The sequence below is a fragment of the Brucella sp. GW823-FHT04E01 genome (assembly GCF_058796175.1).
This window is the reverse complement of the sequence record NZ_JBXAIK010000003.1, coordinates 354,453-381,429: the sequence shown is the minus strand read 5'-3', so window position 1 is coordinate 381,429 and position 26,977 is coordinate 354,453. Positions and strand designations below refer to the sequence as shown.

Genomic DNA, 26,977 nt, shown 5'->3' with positions numbered 1-26,977 from the left:
GATCTAGGTTTCAAATCCCTCGGGCAAACCTGCTTTCCCGGCTTGCGACGGATTAAGCCGGACATAGTCAGCTTTCAAATCTTCGGATGTCTTGCGGCTGCCATCATGGCTCCAGCCGGGAGGCGCGATCATATACATCAGGCGCTGCCGCAAGGTGAGACCTGACGAGAATACGTCTTTAAACATACCAACCCATTCGTGAAACGCCACACGCACCGGATTAAATGTGCCGACATTTTTCACGATGCCATAGCGCGGCATATCTTCCGGTAATTCCTCCACGAAAGTGCCGAACATGCGATCCCAGATAATCAGCGTGCCAGCGTAATTTGCATCAAGATAACGCGGATTGGTCGCGTGATGTACGCGGTGATGCGACGGGGTGTTGAAGATGAACTCGATAGGCCTCGGTAGTTTGTCTATGGCTTCCGTGTGAATCCAGAATTGATAGATCAGATTGAACCCATAGACGAAGGCGATCACCGCAGGGTGAAATCCGATGAGTACCATCGGCACTTGCAACACGAACATGCCCGTCATCTGTCCTGTCCACGACTGACGCAGCGCCGTCGTGAGATTATAGTGCTGACTGGAGTGGTGGTTGACGTGTTCCGCCCAGACCCAGCGCACACGATGCGCAATCCGATGATAGCAGTAGTAGCGCAAATCATCGAAGATGAAGGCGACTACAAATACCCACCAGTGCAGGCCGAGATCAAGAAAGCGGAACTGCCAAACCCAAAGCAGCGCTGTCACGGAAACGAAGCCGAGCAGCAAACCCGCCGCAACATTGCCCGCCCCCATCAACAGGCTTGTAAAAGCGTCTCTTGTCTCAAATTCGCCCTTGCGTTGCCAATATCGGATTGCCACGAGCTCAATCAGGATTCCCAGCACATAAAGCGGGATCGCAACACGCGTCACATCGAAAAATACCGGATTGCTATCCATGTCGGTTCCCCTCCCCAGACGGACCTGAAAGCCAGGCCATCACTCTTTCCCGATCCTCAGCATTACTGAAAAGAAACCGCGCTTTGGGCCAAGTAAAATCCTTCATATGTAATATCAGTTCGGTATTGCCTTTATCCTCTAGAGCAAGGACGTCTGCGGCGGTCACGCATCGCGTCAAAAAGCGGTCCCCGACGCTATGAACGAGCCCTGTGGATGCGCCACGCAACGGGAAAAATGCTGTACGACGATCATCGGTATAACAAATCTCGCCGATTTTGATTTCAGGATAGTCAAGATGAAAGCGCGCTTTGACACTTTCGTCGTCGGGAAGAATACTACGCTTAAGCCCTCCACCCAGAAAATGAATTAACAGAACCCCGAAGCCTATCCCGGCGACAACCATAAGCAGAAGCAGCCGCAAATCCATGAAATCTCCCATTCGCAGCGATGCCAAAATGTTCCCGACGACATCCTAGTCATCAACCAGTGCGAATACATCCCAAAACTTTGCGGGCCGATTTGCTAGTCGCAACCCACTTGGTATTTGCAACGAGCGATTGTTTCGATTTGGAGCACGCCGAAGCCGTAACAGGATACAAATACTGGCCAATAAGCCAAAGAACACGGCCGAAATTCGAAAAGTTTCAGAATTTTCCGAAATGGTCAAAAATTTCGTGTTTCAGGGGTTGAAGATTGGAGCAAGGTGATACATATCACAGTCACTTACCGCTGTGCCTCCTCCCATTGCGCGCGGTAAGTGTTCCCCTCTGGAGGTTTGCCCAATGTGGCACCTTCATAACTTAGCCGGACTTCTCAGTCCGGCTCTTTTTTTGCCCAAAATCTGGATAGCGGCTCATTTCACTAAAAATGTGCAACTTGTGCAACTTGCTGTTTTAAAAACACTAATTCATAAGAATCAGCTTCACTATATTCGCCACTCTGCAAATTAACTTATTCTCAGTTAATCAGCCAAATACACGTGGGTGCAACATAGAAAAAAGCGCCGCGTTTCCGCGGCGCTTTCCATCAATAGACCTACATTTTATCTCAGCCGTAGGCTGCTACTGGCGGACACGAGCAGATGAGATTTCTGTCGCCGCCGACATTGTCGACACGGCTGACCGGCGGCCAGTATTTTGCCGTCGCATCGAAATCGCCATTGATCGCGCTTGCCGGGAATACGGCTTCCTCACGCGTGTAAGGATGCGTCCATTCCGTTGCCAGTGTATCGCCTGCCGTGTGCGGTGCATTGGCAAGCGGATTGTCATCTGCTGGCCAAACGCCGTCGGCAACCTTCTTCGCTTCGCCCGCAATGGCGATCATCGCATCGCAGAGACGGTCGATTTCCGACTTCGGCTCAGACTCGGTCGGTTCGATCATCAGCGTTCCGGCGACCGGCCAGGACATGGTCGGTGCATGGAAACCATAGTCGATGAGGCGCTTGGCCACGTCTTCCACGGACACACCTGCGCTGTCCTTCAGAACACGCGTATCGACGATGCACTCATGCGCCACACGATCATGCGCGCCGGTGTAAAGGATCGGATAGGCGTCCTTCAGGCGATGCGCGATGTAGTTGGCATTGAGGATCGCAGCTTCGGTTGCCTTCTTGAGACCTACGCCGCCCATCATGCGGATATACATCCACGTGATGACCAGAATGGATGCGCTACCAAACGGTGCAGCCGAAACCGCATGCTTGGAACCGATATCCACATGGCCCGGCAGGTAAGGCACCAGATGCTTGGCAACACCAATCGGACCGACGCCCGGACCACCACCGCCGTGCGGGATGCAGAAGGTCTTGTGCAGGTTCATGTGGCAGACATCGGCGCCGATATCGCAAGGGCGCGCAAGGCCGACGAGTGCATTGAGGTTTGCGCCATCGAAATAGACCTGACCGCCATTATCGTGGACGATTTCGCAGAAAGCCTTGATGCCTTCCTCGAACACGCCATAGGTCGACGGATAGGTAATCATGAACGCCGCGAGATTATCGCGATGCTTCTCGGCCTTGGCCTTGAGATCGTCGATATCGATATCGCCATCCGGACGGCAATTGACCACAACAACGCTCATGCCTGCCATCGAAGCACTGGCCGGATTAGTGCCATGTGCAGACGATGGGATAAGGCAGATGTTGCGATGACCTTCGCCGCGTGACTGGTGATAGTGGCGGATGGCCAGGAGACCAGCATATTCGCCCTGACTGCCTGCATTCGGCTGCAACGAAACACCCGCAAAGCCGGTGATTTCGCAAAGCCATGCTTCGACGTCAGCCGTCATCTTCGCATAGCCTTCAGTCTGGGCCGCAGGCGCGAATGGATGCAGGTTTGCAACCGTATTCCAGCTCACCGGCATCATTTCTGCCGCTGCATTGAGCTTCATGGTGCAGGAACCGAGCGGGATCATTGCACGGTCAAGCGCCAGATCCTTGTCGGCCAGACGACGCAGGAAGCGCATCATCTCGGTTTCGGAACGGTGCGAATGGAACACGTCCTGCGTGAGGAAACCTTCACCGCGCCCCTTGCCGGGAACAAGAGCTTTGTCGCCATCGACCGACTTGGCACCGAACAGAACGGCGAGTGCTGCAAGATCTTCCTCGGTCGAGGTTTCGTCAAAGGTGACACCAACTGTATCCGCATCAATGATGCGGAGCAGACGACCGCCCTTGTCGGCTTCGTCGGCAATCTTCGCAGCCTTACCGGCAACTTTAATCGTTACCGTATCGAATAGGCTATCACCTGCGATCTCGACACCAGCAGCTTTGAGGCCAGCCGCAAAGCGTGCAGCAAGGCCGGCCACGCGTGTAGCAATAGCCTGCAGTCCTGCCGGGCCATGCCAGATCGCGAAAGATGCAGCCATATTGGCAAGCAGTGCCTGTGCAGTGCAGATGTTCGACGTGGCCTTGTCGCGACGGATATGCTGTTCACGAGTCTGGAGCGCCAGACGATAGGCCGCACGACCATGCGCATCAACCGACTGACCGACGATGCGGCCCGGAATGATGCGGGTCAGAGGCTCGGACACCGCCAGATACGCGGCGTGCGGACCGCCGAAGCCCATCGGAACGCCATAACGCTGCATGGAGCCTACAGCCATGTCGGCACCCCAGCTGGCAGGCGCTTCCATAATGGTCAATGCCAGCGGATCGGCAACGGCGATGACGAGGGCGCCCTTGGCTTTCGCATCGGCGATGACCTTGCTGAAATCGCCATAGACACCACGCGTATCCGGCCACGGCACGACGATGGCAGCGGTATTGTCATCGACAGTGCTGCCAGTTTCGATCTCCCAGCCGAGCGGTTCGGCGCGGGTGTTGATCACATCGACGGTCTGTGGGTGCAGTTCACCTGCAAGCAGAATACGGCTGCGCTTGTCGCGGTGGTGACGGCAAGCAACGCCGATGGCTTCAGCAACCGCAGTCGCTTCATCCAGGAGCGATGCGCAGGCAACCGGCAGGCCGGAAAGCTCAGCAACCAGCGTCTGAAAGTGGAAAAGAAGCTCAAGACGACCCTGGCTGATTTCCGACTGGTAAGGCGTATAAGCCGTGTACCAGGCCGGATTCTCAAACAGGTTGCGCTGAATGACGGGTGGCGTTTCCACACCATGATAGCCCGCGCCGATGAAGCTCTTCTTCACCACATTGCGGCCCATGATTTCATTGAGCTCCGCAAGCGCTGCATGTTCGCTCAAAGCGGCTGGCAAATCGAGCGCGCGATTCAAACGAATGGATGCTGGAACCGCCTGGGTGATAAGGGTTTCCATGGAAGGAAGGCCGAGCGCTGCAAGCATTGCGCGCTCGTCTTCCAGTCTTGGCCCGATATGACGGGCAACAAAGGGAAGAACCTGTTGCGTCATTTGTTTATCCTACCAGTTTGTCGTAACCGGCCTTGTCGAGCAGACCGGAGAGCTGGCCTTCGTCGGAAAGCTTCAGCTTGAACAGCCAGCCTTCGCCTTCTGCAGCCTGATTGATAAGGGCTGGATCGCTTGCAACGGCTTCGTTGACTTCGACCACTTCACCATCGACTGGCGCGTAAACGTCGGAAGCGGCCTTGACCGATTCCACAACCACGATGCCTTCGCCCTTGGTGGCCGTGCGGCCGACGTCCGGCAGTTCGACGAAAACGAGGTCACCCAGTTGTTCCTGTGCGTGGATCGTAATGCCGACAGTGGCAACGCCGTTTTCGACGCTGATCCACTCGTGATCTTCGGTGAACAGGATATTGGCCATGGAAATCATCCTTTGCGATAGCGATGCGGAGTGAAGGGAAGCGCCGAAACGTCAACGGGAACCTTGTTGCCGCGAACGTCAGCGAAAACACGTGTGCCGGGGGTAGCGAGGCTTGCCTCGACATAACCCATGGCGACTGGGAAGCCTGCCGATGGACCGAACCCACCGGAAGTAACTGTTCCGATCTGGCGACCGGATTCATCAAAAAGATCGGCTCCGCCGCGAACCGGCTGACGGCCTTCCGGCTTCAGGCCGACGCGCTTGGCAGATGCGCCCTTGGCGATCGCGTCCAGCACGGCTTTTGCGCCGTTGAATGCAGCCTTTTCGCGCACGGCTTTGGTGATTGCCCATGTGAGGCCCGCCGAAACAGGATCCGTTTCCGGCGTGATGTCCTGACCATGCAGGCAGAGACCGGCTTCAAGGCGCAGACTGTCGCGAGCAGCCAGGCCGATCCATTCGACGCGCTCGTCGGCAAGCAGTTTCATTGCAAGCGCACGGGCTTCATCGGCTGGAACGCCGATCTCGAAACCATCCTCGCCGGTATAGCCCGAACGGGTCATGAACCAGCCAGCCTTGGGTTCAAACCCGCTCATGAAAGCAAGCTCGGCACCAGCCAGCCCGGCATCATTGATGACGGCTTCCGCTTCCGGCCCCTGAAGAGCAAGAAACACACGGTCAAGCGGATTGACCTTAACGTCCTTGCCCGATGCGGCTTCCGTCAAATGCTCGATATCGGCATCGGCATTGCCCGCATTGGCGACAACCATGAAACGGTCTTCGCCAAGACGCGTGACGATCAGATCGTCCAGAACGCCGCCATTATCATTGAGGAAGAAAGTGTACTTCGACTGACCTTCCTTCAGCACAGTCGGGTCGAGCGGACAGGTTTCGGCAAGAAGCGCAGCGGCATCCGCACCCGAAACCTCGATCAGCTTCATATGAGAAATGTCGAAAAGGCCCGCATGTTCACGCGTATGAAGATGTTCCTTCATGACGCCCAGCGGATAGGTGATCGGCATGTTCCAGCCAGCAAAGCCGCCGAAGCGCGCGCCAGCCTGTTCATGCAAATCCTGCAAAGGCAGGGTATTCAAATGTGCGGTATCGCCCATAACAACTCCAGAGTCGCACGTGTGCCTCCGCAAAATGCGGTTGCTTCGTGCCCCTCTGTCTCAGGCCTGAGAGACTCGCATGGCTATATAGAAAGCCATACTTACACCTTCGGCGCAGGGTTTCCCCTGACTTTCCAGAGTTGTCTTACCCGTCTGCGGTTCCTTGTACCTGAGAGATTTCGGGCGATTTCCCCTTCGGCGGCCAATTGGCGCTCTCCCGCAGACAGACAGTGCAAGAACGTCATATTATATGGCGTCCCGACACCCGACGGAACTCCCTTACCCCAATCCGGCGCGCAAGTCATGTAGAATTGTTGTCTCTAACCGACGATTTCCCGGACTTTTGCGACAAAATTTTAAGCGGACAGGAGGTCCGGATTTATACTTTATTATACATGCATATTGCGGCACAGACGAGACCGCGCATTTACCGGCAACTAAATCCGTTGGACGTGCCGCTCTCCACCACATTTTGTGGAGCAGTTTTTCGGCCAGCGAATTTTTAAAGAAGTTTTAACCAGTTAGCTGCCGGAGCAGCCTGAATCCAACCGATTTGCCTAACAGGGCATCAGATTGTGATCGCATGATGACCAAGCTGCGCAAAAGGCGTGCAACTGACAAGCTTTAACGCATTGCAGCTATGCAAATCTGTCTCTCCAATTCGAAATGCTTCAAGCCTATATGCTGTTTGCAACAAAGAGATAAGATTTTACTAGGTGAGAGAAATGAACCTGATCCGCTCGTACAACAACTGGCGCCGTTACCGTAACACCGTAAACGAACTGAGCCGCCTGAGCCCACGTGAACTGAACGACCTTGGCATCCTGCCTTCGGAAATCCCGTTCGTTGCACGCAAGGCCGCTGCTCGCTAATAGCGCCTCCGGAAGGCATCAGCCTTCTTCAAGGATCGCGAGTCCCCATAACCGCGCGGTCCTACAGTTTCCAGAATATCACCGGGGTGCTTTCTCCTCCTCCCATTTCCTCGGTGATTCAAGACCGGATGTCCTCCTCCCAAGTCCGGTCTTCCCCATAAAACACCCGTCGCCTCCTCCCGCGACGGGTGTTTTCGTTTATGGGCTGTATTTATGCCTCTTGCGAGGCAGGTGTTGCCGCACCGCGTCTGTCGAATGCAATCGAGATTGCAAAGACCACCAGACCAGACAAGGCAAGCAATGCGCCGACTGTTCCCGTCGACGTCCAGCCATAGCCCCATGCAACCGCAAGACCGCCGAGCCAAGCACCGAGCGCATTGGCGAGATTGAGCGCGGAATGGTTGAGGGCAGCAGCCAGCGTCTGCGCATCCGCCGCTACATCCATCAGACGCGTTTGCAATGCTGGGACGAGTGCAAACCCGCCGCCGACCAGAAGCACGTTCAAGAATGCAGTCACAGGATGCTGCATGAGGACGGGGAATGCCAACATGACGGCCATATCATAGAGCAGTACCAGACCAACAGTTCCCATAACCGAACGATCTGTCAGTCGCGACCCAACTATATTACCAAGCACCATGCCGAGGCCGAACATCGCGAAGACGAAAGGCATCCATTTCACATCGACATGCGAAACCTCGGTAACTGTTGCCGCGACATAGGTAAAAACGGAAAACAGGCCGCCCGTGCCAATTGCACCAATCCCAAGCGTCAGCCAGACTTGCTTGCGGCGAAATGCTCCCAGTTCGCGTAGGGGTGACGCCCCCTCCTCTGCAGGCTGTTTGGGTACATAGATCGCGACCAGCACCATAGTTAGCATTGCGATCAGGCCAACGGATGCAAACATTGCGCGCCACCCGGCAATCTGGCCAAGAGAGGTCGCAAGCGGCGTCCCGCACAATGTCGCAATGGTCAGTCCCATCATGACCCGTCCTACAGCCTGAGCACGCTTGCCCGGTTCCGCCAAAGATGCGGCGACGAGTGAAGCAACGCCGAAATAGGCTCCGTGAGGAAAACCAGCGATGAACCGCATCATGTAAAGACCGGCATAGTCCTGCATGAATGCGCTTGCGAGATTACCGAAAGCGAATAGCCCCATCAGCAGGAAGAGGAGCTTGCGGCGGTCAAGCTTTGCGCCGATCACTGCAAGCACCGGTGCGCCAATCAGAACACCGAGCGCGTAAGAACTGATGAGATGGCCGCCTTGCGGTATGGTCACCTTAAGATCACGCGCGATATCGGGCAGCAGCGCCATAATGGCGAACTCACCGGTACCTATACCGAAGCCGCCGATGGCAAGCGCTAGTTCCGCCAATCGTGCAGACGAACGTAGCGAAGTTTCCGGCGATGAAGCCGAAGGCTGAATTTTGGACATGAATGGGCCTGAAGGGAATGGAGGATGTCGGACAACCCTACCACTCCTTTCAGGTAAAGGCGATACGCATTGCTGCGGCGCTTTGACGGCTCAAAACAAACGATTATCTGGCCGCGACCGCCTCGATTTCGACCTTGAATTCCTCACGTGTGAAACCGGAAACGATCATCAGCGTGGAGGCTGGCGCTGGTTGCGGGAACAGCCTGTCACGAACATCCATATAAGGACGCATATAGGCCCGGTCTGTCACATAGGCGTTGATACGCACGACATCGGAAAGGTCCATACCGCCATCGCGCAAAATACGGCGAATATTCTCGAAGCAGAGTTCAGCCTGAGCGCCTGCGTCTTCCGGCACATTTCCATCCCGCGCGATGCCTAACTGACCGGAACAGAAAATCATTTCAGCACCGGCTTTAACCTTCACGCCATGGCTGTAGGCGGCAAAGGGTGCTGCCATGTCAGCGGGCAGCAGATGTTTCAAACTGTTCATCGTGAATCCTCAAGATTTCGGCGCAGCGGCCAGCATTTCTTTCAGCCGCGCCGCCCCGGCGGCAATATCGGCCTCGGTCGGATTAATACCCGCAGCCAGCAGACGGCGCGCGATCATATGGTCTGCCGGACGATTGATGGAATCGACAGCCACAAGCCTGTCACCGGCAAAATGGAAGATGGAAAATGCATTTTCTTCCGGGTTCCCCGAAAGGATATGCCGATCAGCATCGAAGGAAAGTCCTGCCGTCTGCAGCTTCATATCGCCCTGATCAGACCAGAACCAGGCGACTTCCCGAAACGGCGCTTCGCGTCCGACAATGGTGCGCGCCACATGCTTTGCCTGATCGGTCGCGTTTTGTACCGATTCCAGCCGTACCCGGCGACCAGCATGAAAGTGATCGTAGCTCACGCAGTCGCCAATGGCGTAGACACGGCTGGCAGAAGTACGCAGGTTCTCGTCGACAATAATCCCGTTGTCGATTGCAAGTCCCGCCGTTACTGCAAGCTCGACATTTGGCACCGCACCAGTGCCGATCACGACCATATCCGCCGGGAATATCGTGCCGTCTGCAGCTTTCACGCCGATAACATGGTTATTTTCCCCCTCGACTGCCGCCACGCCGAGACCGGTTAAAAGTGTGATGTTAGCGGCGCGGCTGCGCGCTTCCACATGGGCAGAGATATGAGTTGCAACCGAACGCCCCAGCACACGAGGCGCCGCTTCGATCAGAACCGTCTTTTTGCCAAGCGCGATTGCGCTATGAGCCATTTCGAGGCCAATGAAACCGCCACCGATAATGACGACATTCTCGACATTCGGCATTGCCGCTGCGATACGGCGTACATCTTCCATCCGGCGCAGCGTAAAGACACCTTCGAGCCCGACACCTGGTACATTGGGAATGCGCGCACGTGCGCCGGTCGCGAAGATCAGTTCAGACCAGTTCAACACGTGCCCATCATCAAGCGCGACCGTCTTGTCGGCAATCGATACGGCATCGACGTGATGGCCGAACAGCATCTCGATATTATTGTCGCGATAGGTTGCTTCCGGGCGCAACACCAGGCCACCGCCTTCCGGGGCTTTCAAATAGGATTTGGAGAGCGGAGGCTTATGATAGGGAATATCGGTTTCGTCGTTGATGAGAACGATTTCGCCTGCATAGCCTTCCTGCCGAAGGCTGATAGCGGCCTGCGAACCGGCATGGCCGGCACCAATGATAATGCATCTGTCGTCCATAGGACCTCCGGAAATTTCCGCGCATCATAAACACGTCACGGCCCGTCGCGTGACCGAATAGCCACGGATTCACACCTTAATTGCACGCAATTCGAATATTTAAAACATTTAGTTTGACCGATCGGTCAGATTGTTTAGTAGGATATGTCTAACGCCCTTGGCCCGAGCGTGTAGGAGTTGCAATCTTGAAACGATATTGGTCCGATTATACGAGCGAGGCATTCTCCCGCCTCGATCGCGAGAAGCTCGTGGCGGTTCTGCCCGTCGGCGCAATCGAACAGCACGGACCGCACCTGCCGCTGGCGGTCGATGCCGCGATTGTCGACGGCATGGTGAAGGAAACAATCGCCCGCCTGCCTGAAACAAGCCACGCGCTTTTCCTGCCGACGCAGGCCATTGGCAAGAGCAACGAACACAGTCTTTATCCCGGCACGCTGACGTTCTCGGCAGAGACAATCATTCGCATGTGGTGTGAAATAGGTGGCTGCGTGGCGGCAAGCGGCGTTCGCAAGATGGCGCTTCTCAACAGCCATGGCGGCCAGATCAGTGTCATGGATATCGTGGCACGAGAACTTCGTATCCGCCACAATATGATGGTGGTGAGCATCAACTGGTTCGGTCTCGGAATGCCGGAAGGCGTCTACAGCGACCACGACGCCAAGCACGGCATTCATGCCGGTGACATGGAAACCTCGGTGATGCTGGAAATGCATCCAGACCTGGTCGACATGTCGAAAGCCCAGGATTTCCGCACTCTTACGGAAACTTTTGCACGTGATTTCAAGCATCTTGCGCTGAGCGGCGGCGCGAAGCCTGCCTGGCAGATTCAGGATATCAATCCCTATGGCGCCGCTGGCGACGCAACGCTCGCGACTGCCGAAAAAGGTCGAGCGACCATCGATTTTGCCGCCGAGCGGCTGGTCGAGGTTCTCGCAGAAATCGAACGAGCGCCGCTTTCCTGGCTCGACAATCAACCAGCCTGGTAAGGACAATGAGCGTGGCCCCCAACTCGCAAGCTTCGTCCTCTCTGATCGAGATAGACGGCGTCTACAAGCAATATGGCACTGGTGTGATGGCCGTGAGCGACATGTCGCTCACGATCGAGCAAGGCCAGTTCGTCAGCTTCCTTGGTCCATCGGGCTGCGGCAAGAGCACAGCGCTGCGTATGATCGCCGGTCTGGAATCGATTTCCGCCGGTGATATCCGCGTCAACGGCCATGCTCCCGGCAAAGGTCCTATCGGAGCGCAGGATATCGGCTTTGTTTTTCAGGAGCCGACGCTGATGCCGTGGGCCAGCGTTTTCGACAATGTCTATCTGCCGCTGCGCCTTGCCGGTATCTCCCGCAAGGAGGCGACCCCGCGCGTTGAAGAAGCTCTGGCACAGGTTGGCTTGTCACGCTTTGCCAAGGCTTTTCCACGAGAGCTCTCAGGCGGCATGAAAATGCGCGTTTCCATCGCCCGCGCGTTGGTTACACGTCCGCGTCTTCTCTTGATGGATGAACCTTTTGCGGCACTCGATGAAATGACGCGCTTCAAGCTCAATAATGACGTGCTGCGCCTCTGGCAGGAACATGGCCTGACGGTGATCTTCGTCACTCACAGCGTTTACGAGTCGGTCTACCTGTCAAACCGCGTTATCGTCATGGCGGCAAGACCGGGCCGAGTGGTTGCCGATATACCAATCATTGGTTCCTATCCTCGCGCCGAAAATTACCGCACGACAGACGCATATGCGAAATATTGCGCCAAGGTTTCCGACGCGCTGACCGCGACGCTTTCTTCTCAAGATATAGACCATTGAGGGCGGGAAGATGAACCAGATGCAAAACGAACTGCCAGTTCTCAATTCCGAACAGGATCGCCTCGCCCGGCGCGAGCGCACTTTGCGCATCATGATGCCGACATTGGCAATCATCATCGCGCTCGGCATATGGGAAGGCCTTGTCCGCTACTATCAGGTACCGCATTACCTGATCCCAGCTCCTTCGCTGGTCGCCGAGACCCTGATCAAGGACGGTCCATCCTTAACGGCATCCATGTGGTTCACCGTCAAGCTAACCCTGATTTCGCTGGCCTGTGCCATTATTGGCGGCGTTCTGCTCGGCATGATCTTTGCCCTATCGCGCCCGATAGAAATGGCGTTCTTTCCCTTCGCCGTAATCCTGCAGGTCACACCGGTCATTGCTATTGCGCCGCTCATCCTCATCTATGTACGCGATACATTTTCAGCCCTGTTGATCTGCGCCTGGATCGTGGCGTTCTTTCCGATCCTCTCCAACACGGTAATAGGATTGCGCAGCGCCGACCACAATCTGCGCGATCTGTTCAAGCTCTACCGCGCCTCGCCATGGCAGCGCCTTCGCTATCTGCTGGCACCAAGCGCTCTGCCCTATTTCATGGCCGCGCTAAAAATCGCTGGCGGCCTGTCACTGATTGGTGCGGTTGTAGCTGAGTTTGTTGCCGGTACGGCAGGCCAGAGCACCGGTCTTGCCTCGCGTATTCTGGAATCGAGCTTTCGCAACGAAATTCCGCGCATGTTTGCGGCACTTTTCCTCGTGTCGCTGCTCGGCATCGTGATTTTCCTCATCACAAGCTGGTTGTCGCGCTTCGTCCTCGGACGCTGGCACGAAAGCGAAATCCGTCGTGAGCGCTAAAATGCTGACTGGCGTCGCCATAGCCGGACGTTCCGGACACTACGACATCAAGATCGAAGGTGATCGCATCGCATCGCTTGTTCCGTCGCAGGCAGTGGATGGTGGACTTGTCACCCCGCTTTTTGCGGATGTCCACGTCCATCTCGACAAGACGTTCACGATTCAGCGTATTACAGAAAATGGCAGCGCCACAGTGGATTGCCTGTTCGACGCCATAGACCTGATGGGCACAGACCGGAAGAACTGGAGCGCGGAAGATATCCGCACGCGCGCTAGCAGAGGCATTGAGGCTGCGTTCGAACAAGGCGTCGGCGCCATGCGCAGCCATGTGGACTGGACGACACCGGAAGTTCCTGTTGCATGGCCCGTTCTGAACGAGCTGCGCGAGGAATGGAAAGACCGGATCGACCTTCAGCTGGCGGCACTTGTGCATGGTGATCTGGTGCTTGATGCAGGCTCACAAATCGCGGCCCGTGTTGCAAAAGACGGCGGCGTCTTCGGAGCGTTCTTCTATCGCAACGCCGATCTTGAAGCCAAAATCGAAGAGATGTTCCGCCTCGCCGTGCAGCATGATCTCAATCTCGACTTCCATGTCGATGAAGGTCTGGATGTCGAAGCAAACGGGTTTTCGCTGATAGTATCGGCAACCAAACGCCATGGCATGGCTGGTCGGGTGCTGTGCGGTCATGCCTGCTCGCTATCACTGCGCAAGCCGGACGAACTGCAGCGTATCCTGGACGCTGCCGCGGATGCAGGCACGGCACTCGTTTCGCTACCCACGACAAATCTCTATCTGCAAGACCGGATCGGCGGAAAGTCTCCGCGCCTGCGCGGTGTTGCACCGTTGAAGGAAGCGCGCGCAGCAGGCATGGATGTCATGCTCGGTTCCGACAATGTCCGCGATGCATTCTATCCCTATGGCGATTACGACCCGCTCGCCATTCTTCGTCTCGCAGCGCCGGTTTGCCATGTCGAGCCGCAGGACTGGCTCGACAGCATCACCACCCTGCCCGCCCGCCTTATTGGCAGCGAATGCGTGCAGCAACCGCAGGCAGGTGGCGTGGCCAGTTTTGTCTGGCACGACGCAGCAGACCTGAACGATCTCATCAGCCGCCCGCAGGCCCGCCGCGTCGTCTGGCGTAATGGCGTTGCCGTGCCTCAAATCAACGGGAGAGCCACATGAATTCTGCCGCTCCACAGCGCATCTACGACTGGGCCGCATTTCGCGCCGAAATCGATGGAATCCGCATTTATGACGACCCAAAGCAAGTCGAACTGCGCTCGCGTGATTATTTCTGGTATAGCCCAATCCTCACCGAAGATATCGGCCATTATGTCGGCGATCTCGTCGTCATCCCGAAAGATCAGGATGAGGTGCGTCGCGTAGCGGCAGCCGCTGCAAAATTGCGTATCCCGATCACCGTTCGTGGCGGAGGTACCGGCAATTACGGTCAATGCGTTCCGCTCGAAGGCGGCATCATTCTGGACATGACCAAGATCGACCGCATCGTCTCCATCGAACCCGGCAAGGTTCGCGTGGAAGGCGGCGCGCGCATTTCGCGTCTGGACGATGCCGTACGCGAAACCGGTCAGGAACTGTTGATGTATCCGTCGACCCGCCGCATCGCCACGATTGGCGGCTTCTTCTCGGGTGGTTCAGGCGGCATCGGCTCATTGCGTCACGGCATGTTGCGCGACGATGGCAATGTCTATTCGGTCAAGGTTCTGACTGTCGAACCGGAGCCGAAGATTATCGAATTGACCGGACGCGACATTCATAAAGTCCAGCATGCCTATGGCACCAACGGCATCATTCTGGAACTGGAAATCGGTCTTACCAAGGCAACGGACTGGATACATACTGCAGCCTTGTTCGATAGTTACGAGGCAACGCTCAACTTCTGCCTCAAGGCGCTAGAAGGCAATCTCGACTGCTATCTTCTGACCACTGTAGATCGCCGTTTTGCGCGCTTTTACACCAAGTTCGGCGACCTATTCCCATCCGACAAGGATGCGGTTTTTGCCATGATTGCCCCGGAAGAAATGGCTCGTTTCGAAGCGCTCGCCACTGAATTTGGTGGCAAGATTTCCTTCGCCATGACGCTGGATGAATTGCACAAGAACGGGCTGCAACCCGCTTATGAATGTGGCTGGAACCACACAACCTTGCAGGCGCTGAAAGCCGAGGAAGGCTGGACCTATCTGCAGGTCGCCTATCCGCGCCCGTTTGACGTGGACGTAGTGACACGCCAGATCAAGCGCTACGGCGAAACGCAGTATATGCATCATGAAATGGCGCGCCTTGAAGGAGAAGTGCAGATTTTCGCGCTTCCGCTTGTTCGCTTTGAAGGTCGTGACGAGATGTACCGCCTGATCAAGGAACTGGAGCAGGTTGACGGTTGCGATATCTACGATCCGCATGCCTACACCATCGAGGATGGCGGCATGAAAGAAATCGACAGTGTCCAGATCGAATTCAAGAAACTGGCAGACCCATATGGCCTGCTCAATCCGGGCAAAACGCGCGGCTGGACCGCTGACATGGCTTTGACTGATTAAAACAAGGGGAACCAAATGAAAAAGACACTGGTTGCGGCGTTGGCTGCACTTTCCATGGGCCTTTCTGCACAGATGGCCTATGCGCTCGACAAGGTGACGCTCGGCACCAACTGGCTCGCGCAAGCCGGTCACGGCGGTTTCTATCAGGCTGTCGCAGATGGTACCTATGAAAAATACGGCCTCGATGTGCAAATCGAAATGGGCGGACCGCAGGTCAACAATCGCCCGATGCTTGCTGCAGGCCGTCTCGACTTCCTGCTGACCGGAAACTTGCTACTGTCGTTCAACAATGTCGCCAACGGCGTGCCGACGACGGTTGTTGCCGCATTCTACCAGAAGGATCCGCAGGCATTGATGGCGCATGAAGGTGCGTACAAGGACTTCAAGGACCTGGCCAATGCCGAAACGATCCTGATTTCGAAGGACGGCCAGTTCTCGTTCTGGCCATGGCTCGTCAAGGATTTCGGCTTCAAGGACGAACAGCTGCGCCCTTATGGCTACAGCCTCGCCCAGTTCCTCAACGACAAGAAAGTCGTGCAACAGGCCTATGCGACCGCCGAGCCGATCTATGCAGAAAAGGAAGGCGCTAAGGTTACGACCTATCTCCTCGCCGACTACGGTTACAGCACTTACGGCAATACAATCGAAACCCGTCAGGATCTGATCGAAAAGAACCCTGATCTGGTACAGCGCTTCGTCAGCGCTTCCGTGGAAGGCTGGACCAATTTCCTCTACGGCGACCGCAGCAAAGCCTATGAACTGATCCTGAAAGACAATCCGGATATGAGCAAGGAAACGCTCAATGCGGAACTGGAGCGGATCAAGAACCTTCAGCTTATCGACAGTGGCGATACGCTTGAAAAGGGAATTGGCGCAATCTCGATGGATCGCGTCAAGGCGTTCTACGAACTCGCCCGCAAGGCAGGGATTGTCAGCGGCGACGAACTCGACATGAGCAAGGTCGCGACCGATGCCTTCGTAAACAAGGGCGTAGGGCTCGACATCAAGAAAAAGCTGGGGCAATAACCCCTCCTCAATCGCGGCAGGCATGAATGAACAACGGCGACGAGAATGACGACACCGAACTGACCGGACGGGACAAGGTTCTCGGACGCAGGCGGCGCATTCTCGGTGCAATACGGGCTGCCGCGATCGATGAATTTGCCGAAAAAGGCCTTGCGGGGGCATCCACGCAAGGCATTGCGCACCGCGCCGGTCTCACCAAGCCGCAACTGCACTACTATATTTCGAGCAAGGAAGAGCTTTACGAGGACATCATCGTATACATCCTCGAAGAATGGGAAGACATATTCCTCGGGGCTAGTACCGAAGATGACCCTGCCAAGGTGATCCGCCAATATATCCGCGCCAAGCTCGAATATAGCCAGAAAAGCCCCAAAGCCTCGCGCCTTTTCACCACCGAAATTGCCAATGGCGCACCTTATCTGAGCCGCCATTGGAAAAAGCACGTCGCAGCGACCCATAATGCAGTGAAACTCATCCAGTCGTGGGTGGATGATGGTCGGATCAAACCTGTCGATCCCCTACTATTTCAGATGCATATCTGGGCCGTCACCCAGCATTATGCCGACTTTGAAACGCAGGTTCGCAGCATGATGGAACTCAACAAGGACGAACCGCTCGATCTCGAAAGGATCGAGAAAGAGGTTTCGGCGCTGTTTCTGCGGGCCTGTGGATTGGAATAAAACGCGTACCGACAACCCTTTCAGCGTAATCCTTCAAGTTCCGCGATGCGGGCGGCACTGTCTTTTTCAAGCATTCTGGTCATTTCGCGAATGACCGTTTCCGCCAGCACAAAGAGCGCTGCCGAAGAATCCCAGGCTGACGGTACGGCCGTACGTCCCGCCAGAACATGACGCGCCACGCGTGCAATCGGTGAAAGCCACTGGTCGGTCACGAGGATGACTTCCACGCCTCGTGACCTTGCCGTCTCAGCCAGTTTCAAAAGACTGTCCTGATAACGACGAATATCGAAAACCACCAGAACATCACGCTTTCCCATATCGAGAAGACGGTCACGCCACACGCTCTCCTGTCCACCCAAGTGAAAGACATGCGGGCGAATGACCGTCATATGCGCCGCCATATATTGCGCAATCGGATCGGTGAAGCGCCCGCCAATCAGATAGACATTGCCCTTGGCGTCACTCAAAGCCGACACGGCCTGCCGCAACTGCTTTGCACCCAAATGCCGGAAACTTTCACGAATATTCTCAAGCGTATGTTCCACCGCCGGATAGGCTGTGTCTCGCCCGGTTCCCGGCTGTTCGTTGCGGTGGTGCGGTGATTGCAGTTGAGCCGCAAGTTCATCCTGCAAACGCGCTTGAAAATCAGGATAGCTCTGAAACCCGAGCCTGTTCACAAAGCGCAATATCGTTGGGGAGCTGACACCGGCCAAGCCGGAAAACTCCGCGACAGTTTTTAGTCCCAGCATCGGGTAATTGGCGATCAGCGTCTGGGCGGCACTGCGCTCGCCCGCTGGCATCGTGTCGATCCGTTCATTGATCAATTCCGCAACGCTTGCATGCACCGGCACAGCACTTCCCATTCCTGAACGCCCTTTTTGAATTCGGGCGAAATTGTGTTTGACAAATAATCATAGGACGTATCAAATAATCCGCAATAGCGCATAATTGGAAAAAACGTAACATAAGTTACAGCGCGGGGAACGAACAGAATGACGGACGAGCGAGAACATCGCACGGCTTCGTGCGAGCCTGTTTCTGTCTTCAACAAGGATGGGGAAAGTCCCTATCTTCTTGTCTGCGAGCACGCATCCAATTTCATTCCCGAGACTTTCAAGGGGCTCGGTCTAGAGGGAGATGCCTTGCAGGCACACATCGCGTGGGACCCCGGCGCGGTGGAAGTCGCAAGACATCTCGCTACGTCTCTCGATGCGCCGCTCGTCGAAAGCCAGCTTTCGCGACTGCTGATTGATTGCAATCGTCCACTCGACGCTCACGACCTCATTCCGGAAATCAGCGAGACAACCGTGGTTCCCGGAAATCACGCGCTCAATTCCATGGAACGTCTGGCACGTATCGATCTTTCACATCGGCCATTCCACACTGCTGTCGAACACGTGATTGCAGAGCGTGCGCGACGAGGACAGGCATCCTGGATCGTGACAATCCACTCCTTCACGCCCATCTATCGCGACGTCCCCCGCCCCTGGCCGATCGGCATCATCCACGACGAAGATGACCGGATCGGCAAGCCGTTGATCGCTGCACTGCGAAAAGATCCAGCGCTCAATGTCGGCGTCAACGAACCCTATTCACCAGCCGATCGCGTCTATTACACGCTGGAGCGGCACGCGCGTCCGCGCAATGCGCCCTGCGTGATGATCGAACTTCGCAACAATGAGATTGCCGACGGTCCGGCACAGATTGCCTGGGCCGAAAAACTCGCAACGATATTGAGGGACATTGCGAAAGCAATCGACCCTCGCAACACAGAACAGAAAGCCTGAAGGAGCGGGAAATGCCGAAGCCGATCAGACTGTTCGTCAAATATGTTGATGCAGTGAATTACTATGTCGGGCGCTTCGCGATGTATCTCTTCTTCGTGCTCGGTGCCTGCCTTCTATATTCGACTTTTTCGCGTGTTGTTCTCGGAGTACCGGTCAACTGGGTATTGGAAATGTCCCAGTTCTTGCTCTCTGCCTATTATCTGCTCGGCGGTGCCTACGCCATGCAGCAAGGCGCGCATGTGCGCATGGACCTGTTCTTTGACCGTCTTTCACCACGCAGGAAAATGATCACCGACATGATCACCATCCTGTTCATCATCTTCTATCTCGGTGTGATGGTCGCCGGTGGCATTTCATCGACCAACTACGCCATCGTTTACAGCCAGAAGAACTATACCGCCTGGGCGCCGCTTCTCTGGCCGATCAAGCTCATCATGACTGTCGGTATTCTCCTGCTGCTGCTGCAATGCGTCTCCAATTTCTTCAAGGACTGGGCCTCCCTGCGTGGACAGCCGATCAGCACCATTGCGGGTCCTGCCATTGAGGAAGGGCATCACATATGAGTTCGGAATTCATAACGCTCTTCATGTTTGCAACCATGATGGTGCTGCTCATGACCGGGCAGCGCGTATTCGGCGTGATCGGTTTTGTCGGCTCGCTCGCCGCGCTTCTGCTTTGGGGCAAAGGCTCGTTCGAGATGCCGTATAATGCCACCTTTGCGGTGCTGAACTGGTATCCGCTTATCACTGTGCCCTTCTTCGTCTTCATGGGCTACATGCTCTCGGAATCGGGCATTGCCAGCAATCTCTACCGCATGTTCCACGTGTGGTTCGGCGGCATTCGCGGCGGTCTGGCACTGGGTACGATCGGCCTGATGGTCATTATTTCCTGCATGAACGGCCTGAGCGTTGCGGGCATGGCAATCGGTGCTACCGTCGCACTGCCAGAGCTTCTCAAGCGTGGCTACAACAAGGTTATGGTAACGGGCGTCATCCAGGCGGGCAGCTCGCTTGGTATCCTTATTCCGCCAAGCGTCGTGCTGGTACTTTATGCGATGATTGCCCGGCAGCCGGTATTGCAGCTCTGGCTCGCAGGGATTGGTCCCGGCCTTCTCATGGCCGCGCTCTTTGCGATCTATATCTACATACGCTGCCGCCTCCAGCCCGAGCTCGGACCGACTTTGCCACAAGAAGAACTGGACAGGATCACATGGCACGACCGCTTCGTCGCGCTACGCGCAGGCATTCTGCCACTCGTGGTCTTCGGCGCGATGATGGGCCTGTTCCTCACCGGCGTTACCAGCCTTGTTGAAAGCTCAGCCGTCGGCGCATTGCTTGCAACGCTTGCCGCGCTTTTCACCGGACGCCTCAACAAGATTGTCTGGGAAACCACGTCACGGAACAGTCTCACCGTCACCTGCATGTTCCTCTGGATCATTCTGGCTGCACTCTGCTTTTCGTCGGTCTACGATGGCCTCGGAGCGGTGAAAGCCATTGAAAGGGTGTTGCTGAACACCTTCGATCTGTCGCCCTGGACAATCCTGATACTGATGCTGTTTTCGTTCATCATATTGGGCATGTTCCTTGATGACACGGCAATGCTGGTCATCGTGGCACCGCTTTACATACCGCTGGTCAAGAGCCTCGGCTTCAACGCCATCTGGTTCGGTGTGCTCTACACGATCACCTGCCAGATCGCATATATCACGCCGCCTTTCGGGTACAATCTCTTCATGATGCGAGCCTTGGCCCCGAAGGAAGTCACGCTGATAGACATCTATCGTTCAATCGTACCGTTCTTCTTCCTCATGGTGCTGACCATCATCCTTCTGATGATCTTTCCGCAGATCGCGATGTGGTTGCCCAACTGGTACACCGGACGATGACGATAATTACGGGAGAATACGCATAAGCCGGTGACAAGAGCCAGAACGGCCAGACCGGAACACATAAAGGGTGAACTCAAACAAGAGTGGGAGAATGGGCATGAGTGAGAATAGCAAGCTTAACAAACGCGATTTTCTCAAGAAAGCCGGGCTGACAACCGTTGGCGCGCTGGGTGCAAGCACGCTTGCAACGCCATATGTGAGGGCGCAAAGCCCAATCAAATGGCGGCTCCAGACTTATGCAGGTCCGGCACTTGCAGAGCACGTCATCAAGCCGTCTATCGACGCCTTCAACAAGGCTGCCAATGGCGAGATGGTGATCGAACTTTATACTGCCGACCAGCTTGTGCCGCAGGGTGAGCTGTTCCGCGCGGTTCAGTCCGGCACAATCGACGCCGCGCAAAGTGATGACGACTCCATGGCGTCACCAGTCGATGTCGCGGTGTTTGGGGCTTATTTCCCCTTTGCATCGCGCTACAGCCTCGATGTGCCTGCCCTGTTCAACTGGTACGGACTCAATGAAATCTGGGAGGAAGCCTATAAGGAAATTCCGGGCGTCACATGGCTCAGCGCCGGTTCCTGGGACCCCTGCAATTTCGTAACCACCAAGCCGATCCGCAGCGTTGCTGACCTAAAGGGACTTCGGGTCTTCACATTCCCGACCGGTGGCCGCTTCCTGACCAAATTCGGCGTCGTGCCTGTCACGCTGCCTTGGGAAGATATCGAAGTCGCTATCCAGACGGGTGAGCTTGACGGCGTTGCATGGTGTGGCGCGACCGAGGCTTATACAGTCGGCTGGGCCGACATCAACAAATACTATCTGACCAACAATATCAACGGCGCATGGGCCGGTTCCTATTTCGCGAACACCGAGAAATGGGACGCCGTGCCGGATCACCTGAAGACGCTCTTCAAGCTGGCAATGGACTCATCGCATTATTATCGCCAGCATTGGTACTGGTGGGGCGAAGCTCACTATCGCACCACCGGTGGGAAGCTGGAACTGACAACTATTCCGGAATCGGAATGGAAGCAGATCGAGGACGCTGCCGAACAGTTCTGGGATGAAATCGCAACCAAGAGCGAGAGAAACGCGAAGGTGGTCGCAATCCTGAAAAAATATCAGGAAACCATGCGAGGTGCGGGTGCACCTTACCGTTATGCCTAAGGATTTTGGACGCGGCACACTGTGCCGCGTCCATCACTTTTTTCCGTTCTGGAGCGAGCATAAATGGCCGGACAATTGACTTTCGATGCATTGAAAAAAGCTGTTGCGAATGATGAAATCGATACGGTTCTCGCATGTTTTGTGGACATGCAGGGACGCTTGATCGGCAAACGCTTCTACGGGCAGTTTTTCGTGGAATCTGGTTACGACGAGACCCACGGCTGCAATTATCTTCTTGCCGACGATATCGATATGGAACCAGTGCCGGGCTATGAGGCCGCCGGATGGGACAAGGGCTATGGTGATTTTGTCATCAAGCCGGATCTTTCAACCTTGCGCGTCGCCACATGGCTGGAAAAGACCGCCATCGTGCTTTGCGACGTGCTCGATCATCACGACCATCAGGATCTGGCGCATTCCCCGCGTGCTATCCTTAAGAAACAGCTCGCGCGCCTGCACGAGCGCGGCTATCGCGCCTATTTCGCGTCTGAGCTTGAGTTCTATCTTTTTGACGAGACCTATAAGACAGCCCGCGCAAAGCACTGGCAGGATATGGAAACGGCATCTCCTTACGTGCAGGATTATGTCATCCACCTGACCACCAAGGAGGAACCGGTTCTACGCGCAATGCGCAACCAGCTCGCGGCAGCGGGAATTCCGGTCGAAAACTCCAAGGGCGAATGGGGTCCGGGACAGGAAGAACTGAATGTGCGCTATGCCGAAGCGCTCGAAATGGCAGACCGCCATGTCATCATGAAGAATGCGATGAAGGAAATCGCCGAAGCACACGGCAAATGCATCACCTTCATGGCCAAGTATGATTACGGCAAGGCTGGAAGCTCCAGCCACGTGCATAATTCCATCTGGAGCGCCGATGGCAAGGAACCGCTCTTCTTTGATCCGAAAGCCCCATACACTATGACGCCGTTGATGCGTTCCTGGGTGGCCGGACAGCTCAAATACGCCACCGACTACACCTATTTCCTGGCGCCCTACATCAATTCCTACAAGCGCTTTCAGGCAGGCACTTTTGCGCCGACGAAAATCATGTGGAGCCAGGATAACCGCACTGCAGGTTTCCGCCTTTGCGGCGAAGGCACGAAAGGCATCCGTATCGAATGCCGCATCGGTGGTGCTGATCTCAATCCATATCTGGCCTTTGCAGCGCTTATCGCATCGGGCTTGCAAGGCATAGATGAACAACTGGAACTTGATGAGCCCTTTGTCGGCGATGCCTATAGTGCGGTCAAACTCAAGGAAATTCCTTACACGCTCCGGGAGGCCGCACAGGCGCTCAAGAACTCGTCGTTTCTCAAGGAAGCTTTTGGGGAGGCTGTGGTCAACCACTATGTCCACACCGCCCATTGGGAGCAGATCGAATACGACCGGCGCGTGACCGACTGGGAACTACATCGCGGTTTCGAGCGCTATTGACCCGCGTGACCGGTCCCGAAATGAATAACGCAATGCCAGACTTCAGAGGAAATTGCAGATGAGCGGCACGGCCAAGATCATCTCTCCGATAGACGGCTCGGTTTATGCCGAGCGTCCTTTTTTAAATGAGGCTGCAATCGCCTCGACGGTGGCGGCAGCGCGCGCTGCGCAAACAGGCTGGGCTCAGTTGAGTATTGCTGAGCGCGCGCGCTATTGCCGGGCCGCACTGGATGCGCTTGCCGGGATGCAGGAAGAGATTATCCCTGAAATCGCATGGCAGATGGGGCGCCCGATCCGTTACGGCGGGGAGAATGGCGGCGTGCAGGAACGCGGCCAATATATGATCGACATCGCCGAAGAGGCGCTGAAACCTTATGTGCCCACACAGAAGGATGGTTTCCGTCGGTATGTGAAGCACGTGCCGCTCGGCGTGGTTCTGGTGATTGCACCGTGGAACTATCCCTATCTCACCGCCGTCAACACAATCATTCCCGCACTTATGGCCGGGAATACCGTGATCCTCAAACATGCAACGCAGACGCTTCTGGCTGGTGAACGCTTTGCAAAAGCGTTTGAGAAGGCCGGGCTGCCCAAGGGTGTCTTCCAGAATATCGTTCTCGATCACGCATCGACCGAAAAGTTGCTTGCATCCGGCACAATTGACCACGTGAATTTCACCGGCTCGGTTGGCGGGGGGCGCGCCATCGAAAAGGCTGCTGCAGGCACATTCATGACGCTCGGGCTGGAGCTTGGCGGCAAGGACCCGGCCTATGTGCTTCCTGATGTCAATCTGGACCATGCCGTCGCCAATCTGGTCGATGGTGCTTTTTTCAATTCCGGCCAGTGCTGCTGCGGGATCGAGCGCATCTATGTTCATGAAGCAGTCTATGACCGCTTCGTCGATGGTTTCATCGACCTGACGAAGCAATATGTCGTCGGCAATCCGCTGGATAACTCAACGACGCTTGGACCAATGGCGCAGGCGCGCTTTGCCGATCTCATCCGCGAGCAGAAGGCGGAAGCGTTGCGCAAGGGTGCGAAGACCCACGTCAATATGAGCGTCGAGAATGATCGCGCGGGCTCTCCCTATGTCGCGCCGGAAGTGCTCACCAATGTCGACCACCAGATGAGCGTCATGCGTGAAGAAAGCTTCGGCCCCATCGTCGGCATCATGAAAGTACGCAATGACGAGGAAGCTCTCGCGCTCATGAATGACAGCATCTACGGCCTCACAGCTTCGCTCTGGACAGCAGATACGGACCACGCTGCCGCTCTCGGTGACCGCATCGAAACGGGCACGGTTTTCATGAACCGCTGCGATTATCTCGACCCCGCACTTGTCTGGACCGGGGTCAAAGACACTGGCAAGGGTGCTGCCCTGTCACCCATCGGCTACGGCAACCTCACGCGACCGAAATCCTTCCACCTGCGTGAGAAAATCTGATCTGAATTGAATTTCTGGAAAGCAATCGACATGACCACTTTGACTGCCAAATGGAATTTCCCCACCACCGTGTTTTTTGGCCCAGGCCGCATCAAGGAATTGCCTGCCGTCCTCAAGGCCGCTGGCATTCAGAATCCGCTCTTTGTGACTGACCCCGGTCTGGCAAAACTTCCAGTGGTGGCGTCCACGCTCGCTATTCTGGATGAAGCCGGTGTGAGATACGGGGTTTTCTCCGACGTCAAACCTAATCCGGTCGAAAGCAATCTCTATGCGGGCGTTGAGGTCTTCAAAAGCGGCAAGCATGATGGTGTCATCGCTTTTGGTGGTGGTTCAGCGCTCGACCTCGGCAAGCTGATTGCCTTTCAGGCAGGGCAGACACGACCGGTCTGGGATTTCGAAGACATTGGTGACTGGTGGACGCGCGCTGACAGCAAAGCAATTGCCCCGATCATTGCCGTGCCCACGACCGCTGGCACAGGATCGGAAGTTGGCCGTGCAGGTGTCTTGACCAACGAAGCGACCCATACCAAGAAGGTCATCTTCCACCCCAAGATGCTGCCGGTCACAGTCATTGCCGATCCTGAGCTTTCCACCGGAATGCCACCTTTCATCACTGCGGGCACTGGCATGGACGCACTGGCACACTGCCTTGAAGCCTATTGCGCTCCGGGATTTCATCCGATGGCCGATGGCATCGCGGTGGAGGGTATCCGTCTGGTTCTTGAAAACCTTCCCACCGCCTATGCCGATGGCAAGAATATTGAAGCGCGTGCGAACATGATGGCAGCGGCCGCAATGGGTGCAACGGCCTTCCAGAAAGGGCTCGGCGCAATCCATTCGCTGTCGCATCCCATCGGTGCCCTTTATGATACCCATCATGGCATGACGAATGCGGTTTTCATGCCCTATGTCCTGCTTCAGAACCGATCTGCCATCGAAAAGCGTATAGAACGGCTTGCCGATTATCTCGGCATCAAGGGCGGATTCGACGGATTTCTGGCAGCAGTCATGAAATTGCGGAGCGATTTGAGCGTCCCCAATACGCTGCCCGAATTCATCAAAGGCCTCACAATGGATGACGCCCGGAAAGACCTGATTGCCGAGATGGCTATCGTCGATCCAACCGCTGGCGGCAACCCGATTGAATTGACAAAAGAACGCGCGTTGAAGTTGCTAAATGCTGCACTCGAAGGTAAGGTCTGACACGCTGAATTCAGGCTCGGCAAGGGCCATAAAAGTAAGCATCGCACCACCTATGGCGGGGGGCGATGCATTGGGGGAGCAGGTTCTTGGGGAGGAGCCTGCTCCCTTTCATTTTGCGCAACATTCAGTCCTGCCCAAAACAGCGAAAACCCGGCTTTCCGCCTGTAGAAAAGCGGGAACAAATCGATATTTCAAGCGTTTACCTTAATCACCTAAGACGGAGGGTTGCACGTGAATATCTTCAAACAGACCTGTGTCGGTGCGTTGGCCGTGATCTTCGGAGCGACGTCCATCGCGCCGACAATGGCAGCGCCTTTGAATCTGGAACGTCCGGTCATCAATCATAATGTGGAACAGGTGCGCGATCATCGCCGCCCGCCACGTCACTATAATGGCCATAGGCCCCACCGGCCGGGATACTGGAACGGTCATCGCGGCTATCGGCATTATCGTCATGGCTATCGTCGCTATAATGACGGGTGGTGGTATCCGCTGGCAGCTTTCGGCGCAGGTGCCATCATTGGCGGTGCCGTGAGTCAGCCTCGCCCCGTTTATCGTGCACCGAGGATGTCCAACGCGCATGTTCAGTGGTGCTATAACCGCTACAAATCCTATCGCTCCTCGGACAATACATTCCAGCCCTATAATGGGCCGCGCAGACAGTGCTATTCGCCCTATTCTCGTTGATAATTGGAAACGCGCCCTTTGAGGGCGCTTTTTCATATAGTTTACGATGTGCCGAACAGAAACGTGATGAAATTTCCGGTTTCTGCGATAACCCAATGCTGGACGCCTCTCTCAAAG

25 protein-coding genes and 1 riboswitch are annotated in these 26,977 nt (G+C 55.7%); of the genes, 16 read left to right on the top strand and 9 right to left on the bottom strand.

Going from position 1 to position 26,977, the window contains the following annotated elements; translation table 11 throughout:
* Positions 1-3: 3 nt before the first annotated feature.
* The 5 genes from AC1RHM_RS12260 to gcvT form a co-directional block, all read right to left on the bottom strand.
* A complete protein-coding gene (locus tag AC1RHM_RS12260; RefSeq protein WP_010659046.1) occupies positions 4-948 on the bottom strand; it encodes a sterol desaturase family protein in 945 nt (314 codons plus the stop codon).
* A complete protein-coding gene (locus tag AC1RHM_RS12255) occupies positions 941-1,375 on the bottom strand; it encodes a hypothetical protein (RefSeq protein WP_036563560.1) in 435 nt (144 codons plus the stop codon). Before AC1RHM_RS12255 ends, AC1RHM_RS12260 begins: the two co-directional genes overlap by 8 nt.
* 620 nt (positions 1,376-1,995) lie before the next feature.
* Complete coding sequence (gene gcvP / locus AC1RHM_RS12250; protein WP_492332563.1) at positions 1,996-4,809, bottom strand: aminomethyl-transferring glycine dehydrogenase; 2,814 nt, start codon at positions 4,807-4,809, stop codon at positions 1,996-1,998.
* Between the two features lie 4 nt (positions 4,810-4,813).
* Entirely contained in the window at positions 4,814-5,182 is a 369-nt protein-coding gene (gene gcvH, locus AC1RHM_RS12245) for a glycine cleavage system protein GcvH (RefSeq protein WP_010659049.1), read from the bottom strand.
* Between the two features lie 5 nt (positions 5,183-5,187).
* A complete protein-coding gene (gene gcvT, locus AC1RHM_RS12240) occupies positions 5,188-6,291 on the bottom strand; it encodes a glycine cleavage system aminomethyltransferase GcvT (RefSeq protein ID WP_010659050.1) in 1,104 nt (367 codons plus the stop codon).
* Positions 6,292-6,437: 146 nt separating this feature from the next.
* Positions 6,438-6,521: riboswitch (glycine riboswitch) on the bottom strand.
* A gap of 495 nt (positions 6,522-7,016) precedes the next feature.
* Between gcvT and AC1RHM_RS12235 the strand changes: the two genes are divergently transcribed.
* On the top strand, positions 7,017-7,163 hold the full coding sequence (locus AC1RHM_RS12235; protein ID WP_002965914.1) for a DUF1127 domain-containing protein: 147 nt from the start codon (positions 7,017-7,019) through the stop codon (positions 7,161-7,163).
* A 211-nt stretch (positions 7,164-7,374) separates the two neighbouring features.
* On the opposite strand, the gene AC1RHM_RS12230 is transcribed toward AC1RHM_RS12235, so the two are convergent.
* From AC1RHM_RS12230 to AC1RHM_RS12220, 3 genes are all read right to left on the bottom strand, one after another.
* The gene (locus tag AC1RHM_RS12230; protein ID WP_010659051.1) at positions 7,375-8,598 is read right to left on the bottom strand and encodes an MFS transporter; all 1,224 of its coding nucleotides are present in this window, start codon (positions 8,596-8,598) and stop codon (positions 7,375-7,377) included.
* 103 nt (positions 8,599-8,701) lie between these two features.
* Positions 8,702-9,091 carry a RidA family protein gene (locus AC1RHM_RS12225; protein WP_010659052.1) on the bottom strand — a complete coding sequence of 130 codons (390 nt, stop codon included), beginning with the start codon at positions 9,089-9,091 and terminating at the stop codon, positions 8,702-8,704.
* A gap of 9 nt (positions 9,092-9,100) precedes the next feature.
* Positions 9,101-10,333, bottom strand: coding sequence for an NAD(P)/FAD-dependent oxidoreductase (locus AC1RHM_RS12220; protein ID WP_010659053.1), 1,233 nt, complete (start codon positions 10,331-10,333; stop codon positions 9,101-9,103).
* Positions 10,334-10,518: 185 nt separating this feature from the next.
* On the opposite strand from AC1RHM_RS12220, the gene AC1RHM_RS12215 reads away from it, so the two are divergent.
* The 7 genes from AC1RHM_RS12215 to AC1RHM_RS12185 are packed head-to-tail and all read left to right on the top strand — an operon-like array spanning position 10,519 to position 17,252.
* A complete protein-coding gene (locus AC1RHM_RS12215) occupies positions 10,519-11,319 on the top strand; it encodes a creatininase family protein (protein ID WP_010659054.1) in 801 nt (266 codons plus the stop codon).
* Positions 11,320-11,324: 5 nt separating this feature from the next.
* Entirely contained in the window at positions 11,325-12,134 is an 810-nt protein-coding gene (locus AC1RHM_RS12210; RefSeq protein WP_010659055.1) for an ABC transporter ATP-binding protein, read from the top strand.
* A 10-nt stretch (positions 12,135-12,144) separates the two neighbouring features.
* Positions 12,145-12,987, top strand: coding sequence for an ABC transporter permease (locus AC1RHM_RS12205; RefSeq protein WP_029375997.1), 843 nt, complete (start codon positions 12,145-12,147; stop codon positions 12,985-12,987).
* Entirely contained in the window at positions 12,977-14,170 is a 1,194-nt protein-coding gene (locus AC1RHM_RS12200; RefSeq protein ID WP_226622539.1) for an amidohydrolase family protein, read from the top strand. The genes AC1RHM_RS12205 and AC1RHM_RS12200 overlap by 11 nt, the downstream gene beginning before the upstream one ends.
* Entirely contained in the window at positions 14,167-15,546 is a 1,380-nt protein-coding gene (locus AC1RHM_RS12195; protein WP_010659058.1) for an FAD-binding oxidoreductase, read from the top strand. Before AC1RHM_RS12200 ends, AC1RHM_RS12195 begins: the two co-directional genes overlap by 4 nt.
* 15 nt (positions 15,547-15,561) lie before the next feature.
* Positions 15,562-16,572 carry an ABC transporter substrate-binding protein gene (locus AC1RHM_RS12190; protein ID WP_010659059.1) on the top strand — a complete coding sequence of 337 codons (1,011 nt, stop codon included), beginning with the start codon at positions 15,562-15,564 and terminating at the stop codon, positions 16,570-16,572.
* A 26-nt stretch (positions 16,573-16,598) separates the two neighbouring features.
* Entirely contained in the window at positions 16,599-17,252 is a 654-nt protein-coding gene (locus AC1RHM_RS12185; protein ID WP_010659060.1) for a TetR family transcriptional regulator C-terminal domain-containing protein, read from the top strand.
* Positions 17,253-17,272: 20 nt separating this feature from the next.
* On the opposite strand, the gene AC1RHM_RS12180 is transcribed toward AC1RHM_RS12185, so the two are convergent.
* Positions 17,273-18,115 carry a MurR/RpiR family transcriptional regulator gene (locus tag AC1RHM_RS12180; RefSeq protein WP_010659061.1) on the bottom strand — a complete coding sequence of 281 codons (843 nt, stop codon included), beginning with the start codon at positions 18,113-18,115 and terminating at the stop codon, positions 17,273-17,275.
* Between the two features lie 129 nt (positions 18,116-18,244).
* Between AC1RHM_RS12180 and AC1RHM_RS12175 the strand changes: the two genes are divergently transcribed.
* The 8 genes from AC1RHM_RS12175 (at position 18,245) to AC1RHM_RS12140 (ending at position 26,860) form a co-directional block, all read left to right on the top strand.
* Complete coding sequence (locus AC1RHM_RS12175; protein WP_010659062.1) at positions 18,245-19,039, top strand: N-formylglutamate amidohydrolase; 795 nt, start codon at positions 18,245-18,247, stop codon at positions 19,037-19,039.
* An 11-nt stretch (positions 19,040-19,050) separates the two neighbouring features.
* Complete coding sequence (locus tag AC1RHM_RS12170) at positions 19,051-19,602, top strand: TRAP transporter small permease subunit (RefSeq protein ID WP_010659063.1); 552 nt, start codon at positions 19,051-19,053, stop codon at positions 19,600-19,602.
* Positions 19,599-20,924, top strand: coding sequence for a TRAP transporter large permease (locus AC1RHM_RS12165; protein WP_010659064.1), 1,326 nt, complete (start codon positions 19,599-19,601; stop codon positions 20,922-20,924). Before AC1RHM_RS12170 ends, AC1RHM_RS12165 begins: the two co-directional genes overlap by 4 nt.
* 100 nt (positions 20,925-21,024) lie before the next feature.
* Positions 21,025-22,092: a TRAP transporter substrate-binding protein gene (locus AC1RHM_RS12160; protein ID WP_012093235.1), complete on the top strand. Its 1,068-nt coding sequence runs from the start codon at positions 21,025-21,027 to the stop codon at positions 22,090-22,092.
* A 63-nt stretch (positions 22,093-22,155) separates the two neighbouring features.
* Positions 22,156-23,526 (top strand): glutamine synthetase family protein, encoded by a 1,371-nt coding sequence (locus AC1RHM_RS12155; protein WP_010659066.1) that lies wholly within the window; start codon positions 22,156-22,158, stop codon positions 23,524-23,526.
* 58 nt (positions 23,527-23,584) lie between these two features.
* A complete protein-coding gene (locus tag AC1RHM_RS12150) occupies positions 23,585-24,970 on the top strand; it encodes an aldehyde dehydrogenase family protein (protein ID WP_010659067.1) in 1,386 nt (461 codons plus the stop codon).
* A gap of 30 nt (positions 24,971-25,000) precedes the next feature.
* The gene (locus AC1RHM_RS12145; RefSeq protein ID WP_010659068.1) at positions 25,001-26,173 is read left to right on the top strand and encodes an iron-containing alcohol dehydrogenase; all 1,173 of its coding nucleotides are present in this window, start codon (positions 25,001-25,003) and stop codon (positions 26,171-26,173) included.
* Positions 26,174-26,404: 231 nt separating this feature from the next.
* Positions 26,405-26,860: a BA14K family protein gene (locus tag AC1RHM_RS12140; RefSeq protein ID WP_010659069.1), complete on the top strand. Its 456-nt coding sequence runs from the start codon at positions 26,405-26,407 to the stop codon at positions 26,858-26,860.
* Positions 26,861-26,977: the final 117 nt, after the last annotated feature.